We start from the raw sequence: 19,642 nt of genomic DNA, 5'->3' as shown, positions 1-19,642 counted from the left end.
CCGCTCCGCTCAGGGCCGGTCCGGCCTGCCGGGGCGGTGCCCGCTGCCGTGCAGCCGACCCAGCAGCAGGTAGGCGCGCTCCTCCGCGGCGGCCAGCTCCGCCGGGTCGACGCCGGTCTCCCACAGCTCGCCGGCCGCCGCGTCGTCCGCCTCCCGCAACTCGACCACGGCCTGCGCCAGTTCGGTCCGGACGTCGGGCCGGGCCTCGGCGCCGTCGTCCGGGGCCGGCCCGAACCGGTCGGCGGCCAGGGCGCGTTCGGCCCGGCCGGCCGCCGCGGTGCAGGCCGCGAGCGCCCGCTCGACCCGGACGGCGGCCCGGTCGTGCACCACCAGGAGCGCGCACAGCAGGCCGACGGCGATGCCGAGCACGCTGCCCAGCGCCCGGTCCAGCACCAGGTCCTCGGCCGAGGCGGGCGACGCCAGGTCGCTCATCAGCAGGGCCAGCGGCGTGACGAACAGGACGCCCAGCGCGTAGTTGCGCACCACGGCGTACTCCAGCAGGAACTCCAGCAGCACGATCACCGCCACCAGCAGCCCGGGTCCGGGCCCGGCGGCCAGCACGGCGACCGCGACCGCCAGCCCGGCGAGGGTGCCCAGGGTGCGCTGCACCGCCCGGTGAGTGGTGGTGCGGAGGCTGACCGAGTGCAGGACGGCCGCGGCCGTCAGGGCCGCCCAGTAGCCGTGCCCGAGGCCCAGCAGCAGGGCCAGCCCGCCCGCGACGCCGGTGCCGAGCGCCATCCGCAGCGCGGGCACGGCATGGACCGCCGCCCGGTGCCGCCGACTGCCGGGGCCCGCCAGCAGTTCGGCCGTGCGGCGGCCGACAGGCCCGGGCCGCGACGGGGATCCGCCCCCGTCCCGGCCGGACCCGTCCGGGGGCCTGCCGGCCGGCGCCGCCAGATCGGCCAGCAGCACCGTGGAACGGAGGCTCCCGTCGGCCAGCAGGCGGGCCTGGGCGCGCAGCCGCACCGGGAGGTCGGCCGAGACCGCCGGGGTTGCCGAACCCACCGGAGCCGCCCGGCCGGCCGAGCCGGCCGGGACTGCGGGGTGACCCGAATTCGCCGGGGCCCCTGGAGGTGGCGAGGTTGCCGGGGTTGCCGGATGCGCCTGGGCTGCCGAATCCGTCGTGGTCGCGCGGGCGGCCGGGTCGGCCGGAGCTGATGGGTCGTCCGGATCCGCCGAAGCGGCCGGGGCTGCATGGTCGGCTGGGCCGACCGGGGCTGCGCGGTCTGCCGGATTCGCCAGAACTGGCGGGGTTGCCGGATGCGCCGGGGCTGCCGGGTTCTCGGGGTGGTTGCCCGCCGAGCGGACCAGCAGTGACCAGCACAGGTCGGTCAGTTGTAGGCAGGGGCCGCCGCGCCCGCCTTGGTCGGACCTGGTCGGTGGGTGGGTCTCCAGCGTGCCGTAGGCCCGTAGTACGGCGCCGGTGGCCCGGTGCCGGGCCCGGGAGCGGGCCGGGCCGGGGGCGCGTTCCAGCAGGTCGGCGACCGCGCGGAGGGCGGCCGCGGCGGCCAGGCGCTGCGGCCGGTCGGGGTGCCAGAGCCGGCCGGACACCGACAGTGCCCACGCCACGGCGGCGCCGAGCGCGGCGGCTGCGGTCTGCGCCGCGGCCTCCGGGCCGGTGGGGGCCCCGTTCGCCGCGACCGCGAAGGAGAACAGCAGCAGGACGGCGCCCAGCCCGCTGAGCCGGGCGGCGTCGCAGCCGAACTTGGCCGCCCCGGCGACCAGGGCCGTGGCGGCCACCACGGCGGCCGCGCCGCCCCGGCCGCCGTCCGGCCCCACCCGGGCGGCGAGCAGCGACCCGGCGCCGACCGCGGCCGTCATCGCCAGCGCCACCAGGGCCAGCACCCGAGCCCGGCGCCGGTAGGGCAGGCCGCGCCCGAACGTCGTGGTGAACGAGCCGAGCATCGCGTACACCGACAGCCGGGGGTGGCCGGCCAGCACCAGCGGCACCGCGGGCAGCGCCATCGCCAGCGCGGCCCGCACCGCGAACAGCAGCGCGCCGTCCGCGCCGCTCAACGCCAGAGCGCCCCGCGGCGACAGGACCCTCGCCGCACCCACCACCGACGAAGGACGTGATCCGCGCACATCCCGCTGTATATCAGGTGATCCGCGCAGGTAGGGGCCGGTGCGCGGCCGCTGCGGCGGCGGACGGCGGCGGGGGCCGTTCGTAGGATGGGGGCGGCTCCTCCGGGAGGGGGACGGACCGGAAGGGTGGAGGTCGGACCGCGTGGTGGTGCAACTGCTCGGGCGGGAACGGGAGTCGGCGGTGCTGGACGGCCTGCTGCGGGACGTCCGGGACGGGCGCAGTGGGGTGCTGGTGCTGCGGGGCGAGGCCGGGGCCGGCAAGTCGGCGCTGCTGGACGAGCTGGCGGGCCGGGCGGGTCGGCTCCGGGTGGTGCGGGCGGCCGGGGTGGAGGCCGAGTCCGAGTTCGCGTACTCGGCGCTGCAACGCCTGTGCGCGCCGCTGTTGGACGGGCCTGACGGTCCTGATGGGCCGGGCGGGCTGGGCGGGCTGGGCGGGCTGCCGCCGGTGCAGCGGGAGGCGCTGCGGGTGGCGTTCGGCCTGAGCGCGGGGGCGGCGCCCGAGATGCTGCTGGTCGGGATGGCGGTGCTCGGCCTGTTCGCCGAGGCGGCCGCCGCGGGGCCGCTGGTGTGCCTGGTGGACGACGCCCAGTGGTTGGACCTGATGTCGCAGCGGATCCTGGCGTTCGTCGGCCGCCGGTTGGACCGCGAGTCGGTGCTGCTGGTGTTCGCCGAGCGGACGGTGGACGGGGCGGGCGACGGGGGTTTCGCCGGGCTGCCGGAGCTGCCGCTGCCCGGGCTGGGCGACGCCGAGGCGAGGGCGCTGCTGGAGCGGGCGCTGCCGGGGCCGGTGGACGCCCGGGTGCGGGACCGGATCGTCGGCGAGGCGGGCGGGAACCCGCTGGCGCTGCTGGAGTTGCCCCGGGGCCTGTCGCCCGCGGAGCTGGCGTTCGGGCTCGGCGGGCCGGGGTCCGGTCCGCCGCCCGCCCGGGTGGAGGAGGGGTTCCGCCGCCGGGTCGAGGCGCTGCCGGCCGACAGCCGGGCGCTGCTGCTGGTCGCGGCGCTCGAACCGGTCGGCGACGGGCCGCTGCTGTGGCACGCGCTGCGGCTGCTGGGCGTCGGTCCGGAGGCGGCGGCGCCGGCCGAGGCGGCCGGGCTGATCGTGCTGGGCGCCCCGGTGCGGTTCCGGCACCCGCTGGTGCGCTCGGCGGTGTGGCGGGCCGCGGCTCCGGACGCCCTGCGGGCCGCCCACCGCGCGCTGGCCGGGGCCACCGACGGCGGGCGCGACCCCGACCGGCTGGCCTGGCACCTGGCGCACGCCGCGGCCGGGCCGGACGAGCGGGTCGCCGTCGCGCTGGAGGACTCCGCCGACCGGGCGCTGGCCCGCGGCGGCCGGGCGGCCGCGGCCGGTTTCCTGGAGCGGGCCGCCGCGCTCAGCCCCGAGCCGAAGGGGCAGGCCCGGCGGGCGCTGGCGGCCGCGGCGGCCCACCTGTCGGCCGGGTCGACGGCCCGGGTGCCCGATCTGCTGGCCGCCGCCGAGCTGGGGCCGCTGGACCTGCTGCAGCAGGCGCACGTCCACCGGCTGCGGGCCCGGGCCGCGGCGCTGACCGGCAGGGGGTCGGCGGCGGTGCGGCCGCTGCTGGACGCGGTGCGGCGGCTCGACGGGCTGGACCCGGCCGCCGCCCGGGAGACCTGCCTGACCGCGTTCGGCACCGCGGTCCGGGCCGGCCGGTCCGACCCGGGGGCGCTGCGGCTGGTCGCCGCGGCCGCCGACGCGCTGCCGTCCGGCGACGAGCCGGCCGGGGTGCTGCTGCGGGCGCTGGCCGGGTGGAGCACGGACGGGCCGGCCGCCGCGCAGCCGCTGCTGGCGCGGGCGCTGGCCGCCCGCCCGGAGGTCGAGGACCCGGCGCTGCTGGGGGCGGTGGTGGACGCCGCCGCCGAACTGGGCGACCTCGGGGCCTGGTTGGACGTCACCGACCGGGCGGTGCGCTCGGCCCGGGCGACGGGCGCGCTGTCGACCCTGGCGGCGGCGCTGCCGCACCGGGCGGCCGCGCTGGGCTTCGCGGGGCGTTTCGCCGAGGGGCGGGCGCTGCTGGCCGGTGCGGCGGCCGTCGGGGGCGGGGCGGACGGGGCCGGTGACGCGGACCGGGCGGCGGTGTCCGTGCTGCTCGACGCGTACCAGGGGCGGGAGCGGCCGGTCCTGGCGGCGGCCGAGCGGTTCTCGGCGGCGGCGTCGGCCGGGGAGCGCGGGCCGGGCGGGCCGGGGCGGCTCGTGGCGGTGGCGGCGCTGGCGCGGGCGGTGCTGCACAACGGGCAGGGTGCCTACGCGGCGGCGTTGGAGGCGGCGGTGGAGGGGGCCGCGTACCGGGATCTCGGCGTGTACCACTGGACGTGCGGCGAGTTGGTCGAGGCGGCGGTCCGGGCGGGGCGGCCGGAGTCGGCGGCGGGGGCGCGGGAGGAGCTGGCCGGTTGGGCCCGGGCGGGCACGCCCTGGGCGCTGGGGGCGGGGGCGCTGGCGGAGGCGCTGGCCGGGGAGCCGGAGCGGGCCGAGGAGCGTTACCGCGAGGCGGTCGACCGGTTCGCCCGGGGCGGGTTGGGCGGGTTCGAGGCCCGGGCCCGGCTGCTGTTCGGCGAGTGGTTGCGCCGGCAGAACCGGCGGGCCCGGGCGCGCGAGGAGTTGCGCGCCGCGCACGGGGCGGCCGTGGCGACGGGGATGGCGGCGTTCGCGGAGCGGGCTCGGCGGGAGCTGCTGGCCACCGGCGAGACGGTGCGCCGGCCGGAGGCGGGCGAGTCCGTGCTGACGCCGCAGGAGGCCCGGATCGCCCGGCTCGCGGCCGACGGGCAGCCGAACGCGGAGATCGGTGCGCAGCTGTTCCTCAGCCCGCGCACCGTGGAGTGGCACCTGCGCAAGGTGTTCACCAAGCTGGGCGTCGCCTCCCGCCGCGAGCTCGGCGGCGCCCTCTCCGGCGGGTGACGGGCGGCGGGCTCAGAGGCCGAGGTCCGCGGCCAGGCAGGAGAAGCGGGCCGCCCTGCTGTCGGGGTCGTCGGCGGGGGCGGTCCGATGGGGTGGCGGGACCGGGCGCTCCCCGACCAGGTCGGCGGGGGCGGGCCGTTCGGGGAGGGCGCCGAACCGGACGCGCCGGGCGGCGGCGGCCTGCGCGTCGGCGTCCGGGCCGCTCCCCGTCCCGACGTTCACCGTCCTGGTGCCCCGCATCCCCCCGTTCCCCGTCCCGCCGTTCCCCGTCCCGCCGCTCACTGTCCCGCCGCCAGGCGTTCGGCGTCCAGCACGGCCCGGGCGAAGGCGGCCGGGGCCTCCTGCGGGGCGTTGTGGCCGGTGCCGGTGAGGACGCGGTGCTCGTAGGGGCCGGTGAAGAACTTCCGGTAGGCGGCGCCGTCGGTGGCGGGCAGGAACGGGTCGAGGGCCGGGTCGAGGGTGATGGTCGGCACGGTGACCGGCGGGCGGGCGGCGAGGAGTTGCTCGTAGCGGTCGTAGCGGCGTTCGCCGTCGGCCAGGCCCAGCCGCCAGCGGTAGTTGTGGACCACGATGGCGGCGTAGTCGGGGTTCTCGAAGGCGGCGGCGGTGCGTTCGAAGGTGGCGTCGTCGAAGTCCCAGGTGGGGGACGCCTCCTCCCAGACCAGCCGGGCCAGGTCGTGCCGGTTCTGCCGGGTCTCCATGGCGGTCCGGCCGCGGTCGGTGGCGAAGTAGTACTGGTACCACCAGGTGCGTTCGGCCTTCGGGGGCAGCGGGTCGCGCTGGGAGGGGACGTTGGTGACCAGGTAGCCGCTCACCGGCACCAGGGCCCTGACCCGTTCCGGCCGGAGCGCCGCGACGACGGTGGCGGTCCGTGAGCCCCAGTCGAAGCCGGCCAGCGTGGCCCGGTGGATTCCCAGGGCGTCCATCAGGGCGATGACGTCGAGCGCGACCGCGGACTGCTGGGCGTTGCGGGGCGTGGTCGGGGAGAGGAAGGCGGTGCTGCCGTGGCCGCGCAGGTACGGCACGATCACCCGGTGGCCGGCGTCCGCGAGCAGCGGTGCCACGTCGGCGAAGCTGTGGATGTCGTACGGCCAGCCGTGCAGGCAGATCACCGTCGGCCCGTGCGCCGGGCCGGTCTCCGCGTAGCCGATGTCGAGCACGCCGGCCCGGACCTGCCGCAGGTCGGTGAACCCGGTGCGGGTGCCGGGGGCGGTGTCCGGGGCCGCCTGGACGGACAGGGTGGCCGGGGTGGCGGCGGTGCGGGCGGCCGCCGGCGGGGCGAGGGCCGGGAGGGTGCCGAGGCCGAGGCCGACCGCGGTGGTGAAGGTGCGCCTGCTGATCATGTCCGGTCCTTTCCGGGGGCGCGTGGCGCCCCGTGGCGGTTGGCGGGAGGGGAGGTGACGGGGGGTCAGTCGGCGAGGCCGGCCGCGCGGGCCAGGTGGGCGGCGTACCAGGCGGGCCAGTCCGGGTCGGGGTGGCCGAGTTCGGCCTCGTACCGGCCGTGGGCGGCCGCGGTGTCGCGCAGGGCCGCTTCGAGGGCGGCGGCGGAGCGGTACACCGCCCGGTCGGTCCGGCCGGGGAGGCGTTCGGTGACCTCCTGGAGGACGAAGGTGTTGCCGTCGGGGTCGGCGAAGGACGCGAACGAGCCGTACGACCGCCGGGCCGGGTGCGGGCCGGCGAGCCGTTCGGCGGTGCCGGCGTGGTGGAAGACGCCGCCGGCGTCGTGGAAGACCTCGCCGACCTCGACCCCGGCGGCGGCGAGTTCGGCGCGGGCCGCGACGACGTCGTCCACGATCAGGTGCACGCCGTGCTCGGAGCCCGGCGCCGCGGCGGTGACGCCGCTGCCGACGATCAGCGACGCGGCCGAGCCGGGCGGGGTCAGGTGCACCACCCGGAAGCCGTCGGGGCCGCTGTGGTCGACGTCCGCGCGGAACCCGATCCGGGTCCAGAAGTCCTTGGCCCGGTCCACGTCCGACACCGGGACCACCACGACCTCGATCTTGAACTCCACCATCGTCGGCTCCTCCGCTGCGCTCCGGGACGCCGGTCGGCGTCGCACCGACCACGATCCCGGGTCCGCCGCCCGGCCGAGCCGGTGGCGGACCCTGGTCCCCCGGGACCAGGGACGCGGGCCGGGGGCCAGGGGCGCGGGCCGGGGGTGCGGGCCCGGGCCCGGGCCCGGGCACGGGTCGTCCCGGGCCAGGGTCCGCCACCGGCTCGGCGGGGTGCGGTCGCCGGGGAGGCTGGGGCCCGTTCGACCGACCGATCCGAGCAGCGCAGGAGCGACCCATGGCAACCATCCACTTCACCGAGCGGACGTCGGCCACCCCGGAGCAGTTCGTGGCGTGCCTGACCGATTTCGGCCCGGGCCGCCGGGAGTTGTTCCCGAACAGCGCCGACGAGTCGCTGCGGGTCCACGCGGAGGGCCCCGGCCGCGCCGACGTCACCGAGGGTTCGGGCGGCGTCTGGGAGCGGCTGCACTACGACTGGTCCGACCCGCACCGGGTGGTGATGACCACGGTCGACTCCAACGTCTGGGGCGGCGCCTCGGGGCACACCTACACCTTCACGCCGCTGCCCGACGGGACGACCCGGCTGGACGTCGTGGTGGTCCGCGAGGGCAAGAACCTCAAGGGCCGGGTCACCGGCCTGCTGCTGGGCGGCGTCGGCAAGGGCCTGCTGGGGGGCGCGCTGCGGAAGACCGTCGCGGCGGTGGAGGCCCGCCACGGGCTGGCCCGCCCGTGACCCGGCCGCGGGGCAACGCGCCCGGGCCCCGGGACCGGACGGTGTGTCCGGCCCCGGGGCCCGGGCGGGTCGCTGCGGGGTGGCTGCGGGGTGGGGCGGGGCGGGGCGGGGTCAGGAGATGGAGAAGACCGACGCCCAGTTCTGGCCGGCCGAGGCGGCCGAGGCGGTGTTGGCGGTGACGGCCTGGCCCGCGGTCGCGTTGCCGTCCAGGGCGAAGCCGGTGGCCGGGTTGGTGAGGGTGTAGGTGCCGGAGGAGTTCTGGGTCACCTGCCACTTCTGGTTGGCGGCGCCGAGGTTGACGGCGGTGAGGGAGATCTGGCCGCCCGCGGTGGTGGGGGCGGTGAGGTAGAGCGGGATCAGGCAGCTGTCGTAGATCCGGACGGTGCCGTCGCCGTTGGCGGTGAACTTCCAGCGCTGCGAGGCCCGGGTGGTGTCCAGGGCGGCGAACTCGGCCACCGAGGGGATGCTGCCGCTGCAGGTGCCGCCGCGCTGGAGGGCGACGCCGCCGCCGTTGCTGAGGGCGTGGTAGGCGTTGTCGCCGACCACGGTGGGGCCGTAGTTGATGGCGTTGGTGTCCAGGGCGGTCAGTGCGGTGCCGGTGGTGGACAGCGGCGGGACGGCGGTCGGGCGGACGTTCTTGAACCAGTCGGCGAAGGTGGCGGGCGTGTGGGAGGCGAGAGTGGCGACGGTGCGGTCCCAGCTGCCGTCGACCTGGTTCCAGAGCCGGAGCAGCGCGCCGTCCACGTTGCCCTGCACCTGGTCACCGGTCTGCCAGCCCGCGGCGGGGGTGAACGGGTAGGAGGAGCCGTCCGACCACACGTAGCGCTGGTCGCCGAGCAGGTAGGCGGCCGCGGAGTCGGCGAAGCCCTCGGTCCAGGCGCAGGTGGCGGAGGAGACCGCCTGGATGTAGTGCGGGCTGCAGTTGGTGACGGTCGGGAAGGTGCTGTTGTACAGCCGGTTCTGGAAGAAGTGGCCCGATTCGTGGAGCACGGTGTGCTCGGAGTCCGGGTCGGCGTCGGCCAGGTGCACGGTGTTGGACAGGTCGTACCAGGGGCCGTCGGTGGAGCCGGACTGCCAACGGACGGTGAGGGTGGTGCAGGTCGCGGCGTTGGCCTCGGCGGCGGTCCAGCACGGGGTGGTGGAGTTGGCCCGGTGCGACCAGAGCAGGTTGACGGTGTCGAAGGCGTGCCAGGCGCGGGCGGCGGTGGCGGGTTTGACGGTGCCGAGGGCGAGGCTGGTGGATATGTTGCTCTGGGTGGGCGTGTCGTAGGTGTAGACCGTGCCGGTGGCGTCGGCGACCCGCCAGACCTGGTTGCTGCGGGTGGCGAAGCGCACGAACAGGTGGTCCATCGCGGTGGTGCCGACCGGGGTGTAGCAGAGGTTGAACGAGCCGTCCGCCGCGCCGGTGAGCTGGGTGTCGGTGTTGAGCTTGTGGTCGGTGTCGGTCGACTTCTCCCGGCCCCAGAGTTCGACCGAGGCGTTGCGGGCGGCCCGGGTCAGGGTCGGCTTGGTGGTGCCCGCCTCGGCGGACTGGTAGTCGAACTGGAGGTTCCCGCTCAGGCAGATCGGCTGGGCGGCGGAGGCGACGCCCGCGGAGAGCGGGACGAGCGCGCCCGCGGCGAGCGCCGCCGGCACCAGCAGGCGGAGCAGGGTGGTGGACCGGTGTGACATGGACGTCCTTCCGGGAGGTGCCCGGGCCCGCCGGTCGGCGGACCTGGCGCAGGACGGCCGGGCGGGCCCCGGCCGGGCCCCGGCGCACCGGTTTCTGACGGTCCGTCAGGGGCGTGAGCCATCGTCCGTTCGGCGCGCGGCGCCCGCCAGGGGCGCACGGAATCACCACCGCCGCTTGTGGGGTTCCGGTGTGTGCCCCGCGCGTCGGCGACGGCCGTGCGCCCCCGGCGGACGCCCCGGGGCACCCCCGGCGACCGGCCGCCGGGGCGGGCTGCGCCACTCGTCGGAGCGCAGTGGGGCGCAGCGGGCGCAGCCCGTGGCGCGGCGGGCACGGGCGGTGGCGCAGCCTGCGGACGGCCGGTGGCGCGGCGCGCGGGCAGCCGGTCGGCCGATCTGCCGGCGGCCGGTCAGCCGATCCGCTGGCGGGGGCGGTCGGCGTCGGAGCGGCGGGCGGAGCGGCGGGCGGGGCGGGGGGCCGGTGCGGTGGTGCGGGCGGGGCCGTCGGGCACGGTGAAGGCGAAGAGCGCGGCGACGAGGGCGACGGCGGCCAGGACGTAGTAGCTGAGCTGGTAGGCGGCCAGCGGCGGGTGGACCCGCTCCTGGCCGGTCGCGCCGAACACCAGCACCGAGGTGACGACGGCGGGGGCGAGGGCGCTGCCGGTCTGCCGGACCACGGTGTTGAGGGTGGCGGCGTGGGCGACGTCCGGGCGGGCGACGGTGCTGAACGAGGCGATGGTGGTCGGGATGAAGACCCCGCCCATGGCCAGGCCGAGCAGGAACATGTAGCAGCGGAAGGTCCACAGGCCGGTGTCGGGGCCGGCGGTGGCGAACAGCACCATCACGGCGGCGACGCCCAGCAGGCCGGTGCCGATGATCAGACGCGGTCCGACCCGGTGGTAGACCGCGCCGACCAGCTGCATCGTCACCAGGACGCCGAACGCCTCGGTGAAGGTGGTGCTGCCGCTCTCCAGCGCGCTGCCGCCGCGGGCCTCCTGGATGAAGATCGGGCCGAGGAACATCGCGCCCATCATCGGGACGTAGCCGACCAGGCTGATCAGGTTGGTGTCGCGGAACAGCCGGTCGCGGAACAGGCGCAGGCGCAGGATCGGTTCGGGCGTGCGGAGTTGGTGCCGGACGGCGACCGCGAGCAGCACGGCGCCGGCGGTCAGGGCGCCGAGCACCGGCGGCCCCGTCCAGCCGAGGTCCGGGCCCGCGCAGACGCCGTACATCAGGGCGGCGGTGCCCGCGCCGCACAGCAGCAGGCCGGGCAGGTCGAGGCGGCCGGCGGCGTGGTCGCGGTGCTCGGCCAGGAAGAGCGCGCCGAACAGCACCGCCGCCGCGCCGAAGGGCACGTTGACGTAGAACACCCAGCGCCAGGACAGGCCGGTGACCAGCAGGCCGCCGAGCAGCGGGGCGATCGCGGGGGCGATCTGCTGCGGGATGACCATCAGCCGGGACAGCCGGACCTGTTCGGCCTGGCTGAAGGTGCGGAAGAGCAGGGCCTGCGAGGTCGGCATGAGCAGGCCGGCGGCCAGGCCCTGCAGGGCGCGGGCGCCGACCAGGGCGGTCAGGTCCGGGGCGGCGCCGCACAGGCCGCTGGCGGCGGTGAAGGCGGACAGGGACAGCAGCATCAGGCGGCGGCCGCCGTAGCGTTCCACCAGCCAGGCGGAGGCGGGGATCATCATGCCCAGGCAGACCGGGTAGACCACGACGACGCCGGTGAGGGCGGCCGGGGTCAGGTCGAACTGCCGGGCGATGCTGGGGAGGGCGACGGTGGTGATCGCACCGTCGACGATGCAGATGAAGGTGGTCAGGACAGCCATGATGGGCACGACACGGCGCTGGCCCAGGCGGGTGCTCATAGAAGCTGAGCATACTCAGTATGAGTATGCTCAGAAAGTCTGTTTCGGCCCGGCGCGGACGACCGGATCCCACCCGGGATCCCGCAACAGGATGGGGAAGGCACGGCATGGCAGAGGAAGCGGCGCCGCGGCAACGGTTCGGCAGCAGCGACGTCCTGATCGACGAACTCTTCGACACCACCCACCGGGTGCGCACCTTCGTGGACGGCCGGCTGCGCGAGCACGGCGCCTCGGTCGCCCGGCTGCGCACCCTGCGTGTCCTCGCCCTCGCGGACGGCCCGCTGCGGATGCGCGACCTCGCCGAGCACGTGGGCAACGCCCCCCGCACCACCACCACGATCGTCGACAGCCTCGAACGCGACGGCCTGCTCGCACGCGTCCGGCACCCCACCGACCGGCGCGCCTTCCTGCTGACCCTCACCCCGGAGGGCGAGCGGCGCCACCGCGAGGCCGAGGAGCTCGACCGGGCCGCGCTCGCCGTCGCGACCGGCGCGCTCGGCGGCGCCGAGCGCGAGCAGCTGCGCGTGCTGCTCGGGCGGATCCGGAGCGCGGTCGCCGACGGCAGCGGCGGCAGCGGCAGCGGCGGCGGCGGCAGCAGCGACGGCGGTGATGACACCGACGGGTGAAAGTCCGCCCGCCGGGGTCAGGTTGACGGCCCTTCGCGCCGAAAGGGTTCGTGAACAGAAGGAGGGGGTCGTCGTGCGCTACGTCCTGCTGGGCCTCGTGCTGGCCTGCCCGGTGACGGCACTGGCCGTCTTCCTCGCGGCGGCCCGGGCGGGCTCCCGCAGCGAGCAGGAGGGGGAGGACGGCCCCGGCTGAGCCGACGTCGTCGGGGCGGGGCGGGCGGGGCGGGGCGGGCGGTAGCGTTCCGGCCGGTGCCGGGCCTCAGCGGCCCGCGTCGAGCACCGCTTCCGCGACGGCGGTGCGGGCGTACAGGACGCTGCGGCCGGTGCGGTGGGCGGTGACGAAGCCCGCGTCGCGCAGGGCGGTGAGGTTCTGCGAGACGTGGGCCGGGGACAGGCCGGTGCGGTGGGCGAGTTCGGTGGTGGTGGCGGGGGTGTCGAGTTCGGCCAGCAGCAGGGCGCGGGCGCGGCCCAGGACGGCGGCGGTGGCGGCGGCGGTGCGGCCGCGCGGCTGCCACAGGTCGCCGACGGCGCGGGCCCGGTAGGCGAGTTGGGGCGGGTCCGGCGGGGAGATCCGGGTGGACAGGCCGGGACCCTTGAAGGCGGTGGGGACCAGCAGCAGCCCGGTGCCCGGGGTGTGGCCGGCCAGGGTCCGGGCCCGGCGGGCCAGGTGCAGCGTGCGGCCGTCCCAACTGATCTGGGGGTGCAGGGTGTTGAGGGTGCGGCCGGTGCCGTGCCGGGCGAGCTGCCGGGTGCGGTGGAAGACGTCGGCGTCCAGCAGGGCGCGGATGCGCGGCCAGTACGGGGCGAGGGCCGATTCCCAGTAGGCGCGGATCTCCTGGGCGAGGCGGGGCAGCGCGGCGGGCGGGTCGGCGTGCAGGGCGCGGGCCCGGGGGCCGGGCGGGCCCTGGTGGTGGCGGAGGTGGTCGAGGTCGGCGCGGACCCGGTCGGCGGGGGCGGCGGTGAGCGCGGCGAGTTCCTGCTCCAGGGTCGGGGCCGGGGTGGCGGGGGCGGGGGTGAGGAAGTCGGGGGCGTACGACCCGGCGGGCGGGATCAGTTCGGCGAGCCAGCCGCGGTCGAGTCCGGCGGCGGCCGTGCGGGGACGCACCTGGTCGAGCCAGCGCCGGTGGACCCGGTCCGCGGTGCCCGCACGCAGCAGCCGGAAGCTGCTGACGACCTGCCACATCGGCGAGACGGCGAACCGGATCCGGGCCAGGTCGCCCGCCGGGAGGGCCAGTTCGGCCATCGCGGCCCCCGTTCCTCGAGGATTCGGGCATCCCCGAATCGGTGGCCGCCACTGTAGCGGCCCGCCGATCATTCCCGGCATGACCTCGCAGACCATCACCGCCGCGGCGGCGGGCAGTTGGACCCTGGGCGACCTGACGGTGCGCCGGATCGGCTTCGGCGCGATGCGCCTGGCCCAGACCGGCCCGGCACCAGGCCCTGTCCGGTCGATCTTGTCGGATCGGCGCGCGTCGTTGGGCGCCCGGCTGGGAGTGCCGGCGGAACGCCCTCGTACTGGGTGTACTTGGGTGTTTCGCCGGTGCTTCCAGCCGGGATGCCCGGCGGCGCGCGCCCGGCAAGATCGGCCGGGCAGGGCCTGGTGTCCGGCGCCGTCCCGCGCGACCGGGCGCAGGCGCTCGGCGTGCTGCGCCGGGCCGTCGAGCTCGGCGTGAACCACATCGACACCGCCGCCTTCTACTTCTCGCCGCTGCACTCGGCCAACGAGCTGATCAACCGTGCGCTGGCGCCCTACCCCGAGGACCTGGTGATCGCCACCAAGGTCGGGCAGCCGCGCGACCCGTCGGGGGCGTGGCTGCCGCACGCCGGGCCGGACCGGTTGCGCGGGCTGGTGGAGGAGAACCTGCGCCAGCTCGGCCGCGACCACCTGGACCTGGTGAACCTCCGGGTCGTGGGCGCGGGCTCGGTCGCCGAGCGGTTCGGCGCGCTGGCCGAGCTGCGGACGGCCGGGCTGGTCCGGCACCTGGGCCTGTCCAACGTCCTGCCGCACCACCTGGACGAGGCGCAGGCCATCGCGCCCGTGGTGTGCGTGCAGAACATGTACGGCCTCGGGGTCCGGCCCGAGCAGGACGCGTTCGTCGGGCTCTGCCGGGCGCGGGGCGTCGCCTTCGTGCCGTTCTACGCGATCGCCGCCGACGGCCGGCAGCACGGGGCGGCCGGGCGCGGGGAGCACCCGGCGGTCCTCGAAGTGGCCCGTGCGCACGGGGTCTCCCCCGCGCAGGTCCGGATCGCCTGGACGCTGCACCGCGGCCCGCACGTGCTGGCCATCCCCGGCACCGGGGACCCCGCCCACCTCGCCGCCAACGTCGCGGCGGGTGCGCTGCGGCTGTCCGCGGCCGAGCTCGACCGGCTCGACGCGCTGCACCGCGCCGGGGCCGAAAGCACGGCCCGGGGGACGGGGAGCACGGCCCGGGGGACGGGGAGCACGGGCTGAGGGATCGCGGTGCGCCGCCCCGCGGCGCCGGTGTCGGGTCCGGCGGGGCGGGGCGGCGCGTCGGGGGTGCGGGTGGGTCAGGACAGCGGGGTGGCGGCGAGCCAGGAGGTGTCCTCGCTCCAGCTGGCGGCGTTGTCCCAGGTGTTGCCGCCGACGCCGTCACCGGCGACGTAGCCGGTGTAGGCGTAGTGGCGGATGAAGCGGTTGGGGTAGTTGGCGGACTGGAAGGAGAAGCCCTGTCCGCTGTGGCCGGCCTGCGGGCAGAAGGTCGCGTCCTGGTTGAACACGGCGGTGCCGTCACCGGCCGCGGTGTGCAGTTGGAAGCCGTAGTGGCGCAGGTACTGGCCGGGGGCGGCGGCCGACTCGAAGGTCAGGCAGGCGCTGTTGGCGAGGCCGGAGCGGACGATCCAGGTGGCGTCGGTGCGGTCGGCGGCGGAGCTGGCGGAGCTGAGCGGGGAGATCGCCACGGTGCTGTCGGCGTTGTGCCGCAGGTAGTCGCCGGTGCAGCAGGCGGTGGTGGCCTTCAGCGAAACCCGGGAGCCGACCGCCAGGTTGCTCGAAGTGACGGCTGCGGCCTGGTAGTTGACGGCGTTGAGGTTGGCCTGCACGGCGTTGTCGGTGGCGTCGGTGGGGTAGCCGGAGGTCATGACGCCCTCGTAGAAGGTGCCGCTGGAGGACTTGCTGTTGTCGCCGCCGATGCCGAGGATGATCGCGCCCTCCTTGTGCATCGGGTTGTAGCCGGAGACGTTCGGGCGGACGCCGTTGTAGTACGTGGACAGGCCGCCGGACTGGGCGTTGCCGGCCTTGATCGCCCACAGGTTGGGGGCGCCCTTGACCATGGCGGTCAGGAAGCGGTGGCTGACGCTCGGGTCGCCCGCGTTGTAGCCCGCGTTGACGCCGGAGAACAGGCCGTTCTCCAGGTCGGCCATCACCCAGGGGCCCTTGCCGGTGCCGGAGCCCCAGATGGTGCTGTCGCCGAAGTAGATGGCCTCCATGTGGCCGTTGCCGGTGTCGAGGTTGTTGGTCTCGGCGTTGCCGTAGTCGAAGCAGCAGCCGCCGCCGAAGTGGGTGCCGTCGAGGACGGCGTACATGCCCTCGGGCTGGTCGCCGGTGGCGATGCCGTTGGTCTTGTTGTTGCGGTAGCCGGTGCCGGCGGCCACGTAGACGCCGTACGCCTTGTGCCCGGCGACGGTGACGGGGGCGGCGGTGGCCGGGGCGAGGTTGTCGGGGCCGCCCGCGGCGCCGCCGGCGGGGGCCTGGGTGAGGCTGTTGCCGCGGCCGGACTGGTCGTAGATGACGGTGATGACGCAGGTGGTGCCGGCGCAGAAGGAGTCCTGGGCGGCGGCGTTCGCGTAGCCGCCGGTGCTCAGGACGCCGATGTCCTTGGTCGCGCCGTCGGAGGCCCGGCGGACCTGGTAGAGCGCGCCGCCGTACCCGCCGTACAGGGCCCGGGTGGTGGAGTGGGCCGCCACGCAGGGCGTTCCGCCGGAGGCGTAGAGGTCGCACGGGCCCTGGGTGGCGGCCTGGGAGGCCGTCTCGGTGCCGGCGATCAGCGCGGCGGTCAGGGCCGTGGTGGCGCCGACCGCGAGCAGGGTGCGCCGGGCGCGGCGCAGCCAGGTGTGGACGGTCAAGGGTGGGCTCCTCGCTGGTGGGTGGGGGTGCGGGGCGGGCTGGGCCCGGGCGGCCGCCCTGATTGTTAGCGCTAACAATTCGCCCTGGACCAAACCCGAACCGGTTGGGGCAGTGGGGAGTTCGGCTCATCGGCGGCCGGGCATCACTCTGGAGGCTCGCCCTGTCCCCGTCAAGGCCCCCGGCCGGATTCGCCCCCACCTGCGGCGGATCGGCACGACGGTGGCGCAGCACCCTTGCCCCGCCGGTTGTTATCGCTCACAATGCCCGGGCCGCAGCCGTCCGGCCCCTCCCCCCTCGGCGGTTTCCAGGGGCGGGGCCGGACGGTCGGGTTCGGAGAGGGACGCGGGCCCGGCGGGCTCGGCTCAGCCGGTTCGGTTCGGCCGGATTCGGTTCGGCTGGCTCGGCTCAGCGGGCTCGGCTCAGCGGGTGGCGGCGAGGGCCTCGGCGACGGTGGTGGACAGCGGGGTGGTGGGGCGGCCGATCAGGCGGGCGAGGTCGCCGCTGCCGCCGGCCAGCAGGCCGCGGGCGATGCCGGAGACGTCGACGTCGACCAGGATCTCGGCGAGCTGCGGGGGCAGGCCCGCGCCGGTGAGCACGCCGAGGTTGGCCTCGGCCGGCAGCTCGTGGTGGGCGACCTCGCGGCCGCTCTGCCGGGACAGTTCGGCGGCGTACTCCTCGAGCGTCCAGGCGGTGTCGCCGCTGAGCTCGTAGACCCGGTTCGTGTGGCCCTCGCCGGTCAGCACCTCGGCCGCGGCGGCGGCGTAGTCGGCGCGGGTCGCGGTGCCGATCCGGCCGCCGGCGGTGCTGCCGGCCACGCCGTGCTCCAACTGGACGGGGATCAGCGCGGTGTAGTTCTCGGTGTACCAGCCGTTGCGCAGGAAGGTGTACGGCAGGCCGGAGTCGAGGATCAGCTGCTCGGTGGCCTTGTGCTCGTCCGCGAGCCGGAAGTCGGCGTCCGGGCCGCCCAGCACCCCGGTGTAGACCAGGCGGGCGGCTCCGGCGGCCTTGGCGGCCTCGATCACGGCGGTGTGCTGGGCGGTCCGGCGGCCGACCTCGCTGCCGGAGATCAGCAGCACGGTGTCGCCCGGGCGGATCGCGGCGGCCAGCGTCTGCGGCCGGTCGTAGTCGGCCTCCCGCAGTTCGACGCCGCGGGCGGCCAGGTCGGCGGCCCGGCCCCGGTCGCGGACGGCGGCGGCGACCTCGGCGGCCGGGACGCGGGCCAGCAGGGCGTCGATGACGAGGCGGCCCAGCTGACCGGTGGCTCCGGTGACGACGATGCTCATGGTGATGCTGCTCCTGGGGTGGGACGACGGCTTTCGCACCCACCGTAGGAAAGTCACTAACGAATCGGAAGTACCCACTTGTGGGTAAGCTACTTCCATGAACCTCAGGGTGAAGGAACTGACCGGCGGCCTCCTGCCGGACGTCAACTCGGAGTGCTGCGCCTCCCGGGGCGTCCTGGAGCACGTCACCAGCCGCTGGGCGGTGCTGGTGCTGGCGGTCCTGCTGGACGGCACCCACCGGTTCAGCGAGCTGCGCCGCGCGGTGGGCGGGGTGAGCGAGAAGATGCTCGCCCAGACCCTGCAGACCCTGGAGCAGGACGGCCTGGTCCTGCGGGAGGCGTACGCCGTCATCCCGCCGCGCGTCGACTACTCGCTGACGCCGCTCGGCGAGGAGGCCGCCCAGCACGTCTGGACGCTGGCCCGCTGGGCCGAGTCGCGCGTCCCGGAGGTGCTGGCGGCCCGGGCGGCGCACGCCGAGCAGGCATCGCAGACGGCGCAGACCCAGCAGGCATCGCAGGCCGGGCGGGCGCCGCAGACCGGGCGGCCCGGGCGGACGAAGAGCGCCCGCTGAGGGGTCGTCACTCCCCCGGCGCGGTGCGCGCCGGGGCGGTGCGCTCCGGCACGGTGCGCAGGAAGCGGTGCAGTGAGGCGGCGGTCGCGGCGACGAACGCGTCCCGCTGCGGCTGCGGGACGACGTCCAGCGACAGGTACGGGTTGAGGTCCTCCAGCTCCACCAGCAGGAGCTCGCCCGTCGCGGTGCGGCAGGCGTCGACCCGCTGGATGCCGTGCTCGATGGTGTTCCAGTCGATGAAGCGGCGGGCGAAGTCCAGGTCGGGCCCGGTCGGCCGGTAGGGCGTCAGCTCCCAGCGGCGGGCCGGGTCGGGGGCGTGCAGGGCGTACTGGAAGGCGTCGTCGACGAAGTAGAACGAGACCTCGTAGCGGAAGTCGATCAGCGGCTGGACGAGCATGCCGTCCAGGGGCGGTCGCGTGGACGGGTCGGTCAGCTGCGCGCGGTCGAGCACGGACAGGCCGATCGAGTCGGCGCCGGCCTTGGGCTTGACCACGTACCGCTCGGCCGGCGGCAGCAGGTGGAGGTCGGCCGGGCGGTCGACGGTGGGGATGACCGGGTGGCCGGCCGCGGTCAGTTCGAGCAGGTAGTCCTTGCCGGCCATGTCGCCGCGGCCGGTCAGCGGGTTGTAGACCCGGGTGCCGCGTTCGGCGGCCCGGCGGCGGAAGGCGTCGAACTGCTCGCGGTAGTGCAGCACCGGGCCGCTGTTGCGGATCACGACCGCGTCGAAGCCGTCCATCAGTGCGGCCGCGTCCCGCGGGTGGCACAGCGCCAGGTCGAACTCCTCGCGCAGCCGCGAGGTCAGGAAGACGTCCTCGTCGCCGTACCGGCGTCCCTGCGCCGGGTAGGCGAGGTCGGTGACGAACAGGATCCCGGAACGCTCGCGCACGCTGCCGTCCTCTCCCGGTGGGCGAGCGGCCACTCTACGCGGCCCGTCCCGGCCGCCGGCAGGGGCCCGGCGGTGCGCCCCGCGCCCTCGGCGGCGGGGTGGGGACACGGGTCGCGGCGGGGCGTACGGCGGGCGCACGGGGGCACGGCGGGTGCGGGAGGGGCGCAGGGGGTCGCGGGGAGAGCGCCGGGGTGGGCCGGGAGCGATTCGGGCGATAGTGGGGCGGATCAGGACGGGTCGGGCGCCCGATGGTCGCGTACGGGCGGAAACGGGCGCCACGGCATATGACTGGGGCTTTTTCGTATTCGCTCATCTGAATGATTACGCGGCGGTAACAGAGCGATCGCCGATAGCGGCCTCGACCCGTCCAATGACGTGATAGGAATAGATATGTTTTTCGGGGGTAGTCGTGCGCCGGCGGATGTCATATACGCCGGGTTGTGCGCCGGACGGATTTCGGGCGTCCATGATCGGGGTGCTGTCACCCCCGCATCGTGAGACGCTCGAAAGCCGGAACGGGGAACACCGGAACGATCCGCACGGGGGCGGTGGCGGGCGGTCCGACGAAAGGGGTCCGGGGGTGGTCCGACAGGGGCGCCGAGCGGGCTCGGAACAGCAACCGACACAAGGCGATGCAAGGGGTGGGCAACGTGAGCAATCCTTTTGACGACGAATCCGGACGCTTCCTGGTGCTGGTGAACCCGGAGGCGCAGTACTCGCTCTGGCCTGCGCACATCGACGTTCCGGGCGGTTGGGAGCAGGTGGGCCCCGAGGGGTCGCGGCAGGAGTGCACGGACCTGATCGACCGGGTCTGGACCGACATGCGCCCGGCCTCCCTGGTGGCAGCCATGGAGTCCGACACCGACTGACGCTTGATCAGATCATCTGATTTAAAGGATTGCTGACGCGGGCCGGACG

The 19,642-nt window shown here is 76.1% G+C and carries 16 protein-coding genes and 1 pseudogene; 7 read left to right on the top strand and 10 right to left on the bottom strand.

Going from position 1 to position 19,642, the window contains the following annotated elements; genetic code table 11:
* Positions 1–9: 9 nt before the first annotated feature.
* A complete protein-coding gene (locus EDD39_RS36855; RefSeq protein ID WP_425269813.1) occupies positions 10–1,965 on the bottom strand; it encodes an FUSC family protein in 1,956 nt (651 codons plus the stop codon).
* Between the two features lie 262 nt (positions 1,966–2,227).
* On the opposite strand from EDD39_RS36855, the gene EDD39_RS36850 reads away from it, so the two are divergent.
* Entirely contained in the window at positions 2,228–4,996 is a 2,769-nt protein-coding gene (locus EDD39_RS36850) for a helix-turn-helix transcriptional regulator (protein ID WP_123563917.1), read from the top strand.
* A gap of 12 nt (positions 4,997–5,008) precedes the next feature.
* Here the strand turns inward: EDD39_RS36850 and EDD39_RS36845 are convergent, their stop codons facing one another.
* The 3 genes from EDD39_RS36845 to EDD39_RS36835 all read right to left on the bottom strand — a co-directional run bounded on the left by EDD39_RS36845 (position 5,009) and on the right by EDD39_RS36835 (position 7,010).
* On the bottom strand, positions 5,009–5,236 hold the full coding sequence (locus EDD39_RS36845) for a hypothetical protein (protein ID WP_123563916.1): 228 nt from the start codon (positions 5,234–5,236) through the stop codon (positions 5,009–5,011).
* A gap of 38 nt (positions 5,237–5,274) precedes the next feature.
* Positions 5,275–6,339, bottom strand: coding sequence for an alpha/beta fold hydrolase (locus EDD39_RS36840; protein ID WP_123563915.1), 1,065 nt, complete (start codon positions 6,337–6,339; stop codon positions 5,275–5,277).
* Positions 6,340–6,404: 65 nt separating this feature from the next.
* On the bottom strand, positions 6,405–7,010 hold the full coding sequence (locus tag EDD39_RS36835) for a VOC family protein (RefSeq protein ID WP_123563914.1): 606 nt from the start codon (positions 7,008–7,010) through the stop codon (positions 6,405–6,407).
* A gap of 275 nt (positions 7,011–7,285) precedes the next feature.
* Between EDD39_RS36835 and EDD39_RS36830 the strand changes: the two genes are divergently transcribed.
* On the top strand, positions 7,286–7,741 hold the full coding sequence (locus EDD39_RS36830; protein WP_123563913.1) for an SRPBCC family protein: 456 nt from the start codon (positions 7,286–7,288) through the stop codon (positions 7,739–7,741).
* A 111-nt stretch (positions 7,742–7,852) separates the two neighbouring features.
* On the opposite strand, the gene EDD39_RS42450 is transcribed toward EDD39_RS36830, so the two are convergent.
* Together EDD39_RS42450 and EDD39_RS36820 are read right to left on the bottom strand one after the other, a co-directional pair.
* Positions 7,853–9,412, bottom strand: a complete 1,560-nt coding sequence (locus tag EDD39_RS42450; RefSeq protein ID WP_123563912.1) for an RICIN domain-containing protein — start codon at positions 9,410–9,412, stop codon at positions 7,853–7,855.
* Between the two features lie 407 nt (positions 9,413–9,819).
* Positions 9,820–11,274 (bottom strand): DHA2 family efflux MFS transporter permease subunit, encoded by a 1,455-nt coding sequence (locus EDD39_RS36820; RefSeq protein WP_123563911.1) that lies wholly within the window; start codon positions 11,272–11,274, stop codon positions 9,820–9,822.
* A gap of 107 nt (positions 11,275–11,381) precedes the next feature.
* On the opposite strand from EDD39_RS36820, the gene EDD39_RS36815 reads away from it, so the two are divergent.
* Positions 11,382–11,900, top strand: a complete 519-nt coding sequence (locus EDD39_RS36815; RefSeq protein ID WP_123563910.1) for a MarR family winged helix-turn-helix transcriptional regulator — start codon at positions 11,382–11,384, stop codon at positions 11,898–11,900.
* Between the two features lie 259 nt (positions 11,901–12,159).
* Here EDD39_RS36815 and EDD39_RS36810 read toward each other — a convergent pair whose 3' ends face one another.
* Entirely contained in the window at positions 12,160–13,143 is a 984-nt protein-coding gene (locus EDD39_RS36810; RefSeq protein ID WP_208765764.1) for a DUF5937 family protein, read from the bottom strand.
* A gap of 79 nt (positions 13,144–13,222) precedes the next feature.
* Between EDD39_RS36810 and EDD39_RS41810 the strand changes: the two are divergent.
* Both EDD39_RS41810 and EDD39_RS36800 read left to right on the top strand, forming a co-directional pair.
* Positions 13,223–13,333, top strand: a pseudogene (locus EDD39_RS41810) (aldo/keto reductase); the annotation flags it as partial.
* A 122-nt stretch (positions 13,334–13,455) separates the two neighbouring features.
* Positions 13,456–14,352: an aldo/keto reductase gene (locus tag EDD39_RS36800; RefSeq protein WP_123563909.1), complete on the top strand. Its 897-nt coding sequence runs from the start codon at positions 13,456–13,458 to the stop codon at positions 14,350–14,352.
* 77 nt (positions 14,353–14,429) lie between these two features.
* Here EDD39_RS36800 and EDD39_RS36795 read toward each other — a convergent pair whose 3' ends face one another.
* Together EDD39_RS36795 and EDD39_RS36790 are read right to left on the bottom strand one after the other, a co-directional pair.
* Entirely contained in the window at positions 14,430–15,983 is a 1,554-nt protein-coding gene (locus EDD39_RS36795) for an alpha-L-arabinofuranosidase B (RefSeq protein WP_123563908.1), read from the bottom strand.
* 420 nt (positions 15,984–16,403) lie between these two features.
* On the bottom strand, positions 16,404–17,267 hold the full coding sequence (locus EDD39_RS36790; protein WP_123563907.1) for an NAD(P)H-binding protein: 864 nt from the start codon (positions 17,265–17,267) through the stop codon (positions 16,404–16,406).
* Between the two features lie 97 nt (positions 17,268–17,364).
* Here EDD39_RS36790 and EDD39_RS36785 point away from each other — a divergent pair, with 97 nt between their 5' ends.
* The gene (locus EDD39_RS36785; protein WP_123563906.1) at positions 17,365–17,838 is read left to right on the top strand and encodes a winged helix-turn-helix transcriptional regulator; all 474 of its coding nucleotides are present in this window, start codon (positions 17,365–17,367) and stop codon (positions 17,836–17,838) included.
* A gap of 7 nt (positions 17,839–17,845) precedes the next feature.
* Here EDD39_RS36785 and EDD39_RS36780 read toward each other — a convergent pair whose 3' ends face one another.
* A complete protein-coding gene (locus tag EDD39_RS36780; protein ID WP_123563905.1) occupies positions 17,846–18,724 on the bottom strand; it encodes an ATP-grasp domain-containing protein in 879 nt (292 codons plus the stop codon).
* A 650-nt stretch (positions 18,725–19,374) separates the two neighbouring features.
* On the opposite strand from EDD39_RS36780, the gene EDD39_RS36775 reads away from it, so the two are divergent.
* Positions 19,375–19,593, top strand: a complete 219-nt coding sequence (locus tag EDD39_RS36775; RefSeq protein WP_123564101.1) for an MbtH family protein — start codon at positions 19,375–19,377, stop codon at positions 19,591–19,593.
* The last annotated feature ends 49 nt before the right edge of the window (positions 19,594–19,642 follow it).

The organism is Kitasatospora cineracea (assembly GCF_003751605.1).
Taxonomy (GTDB): Bacteria; Actinomycetota; Actinomycetes; order Streptomycetales; family Streptomycetaceae; genus Kitasatospora; species Kitasatospora cineracea.
Note: the sequence above shows the minus strand (reverse complement) of the source record. Positions and strands in the feature narration are given on the sequence as shown.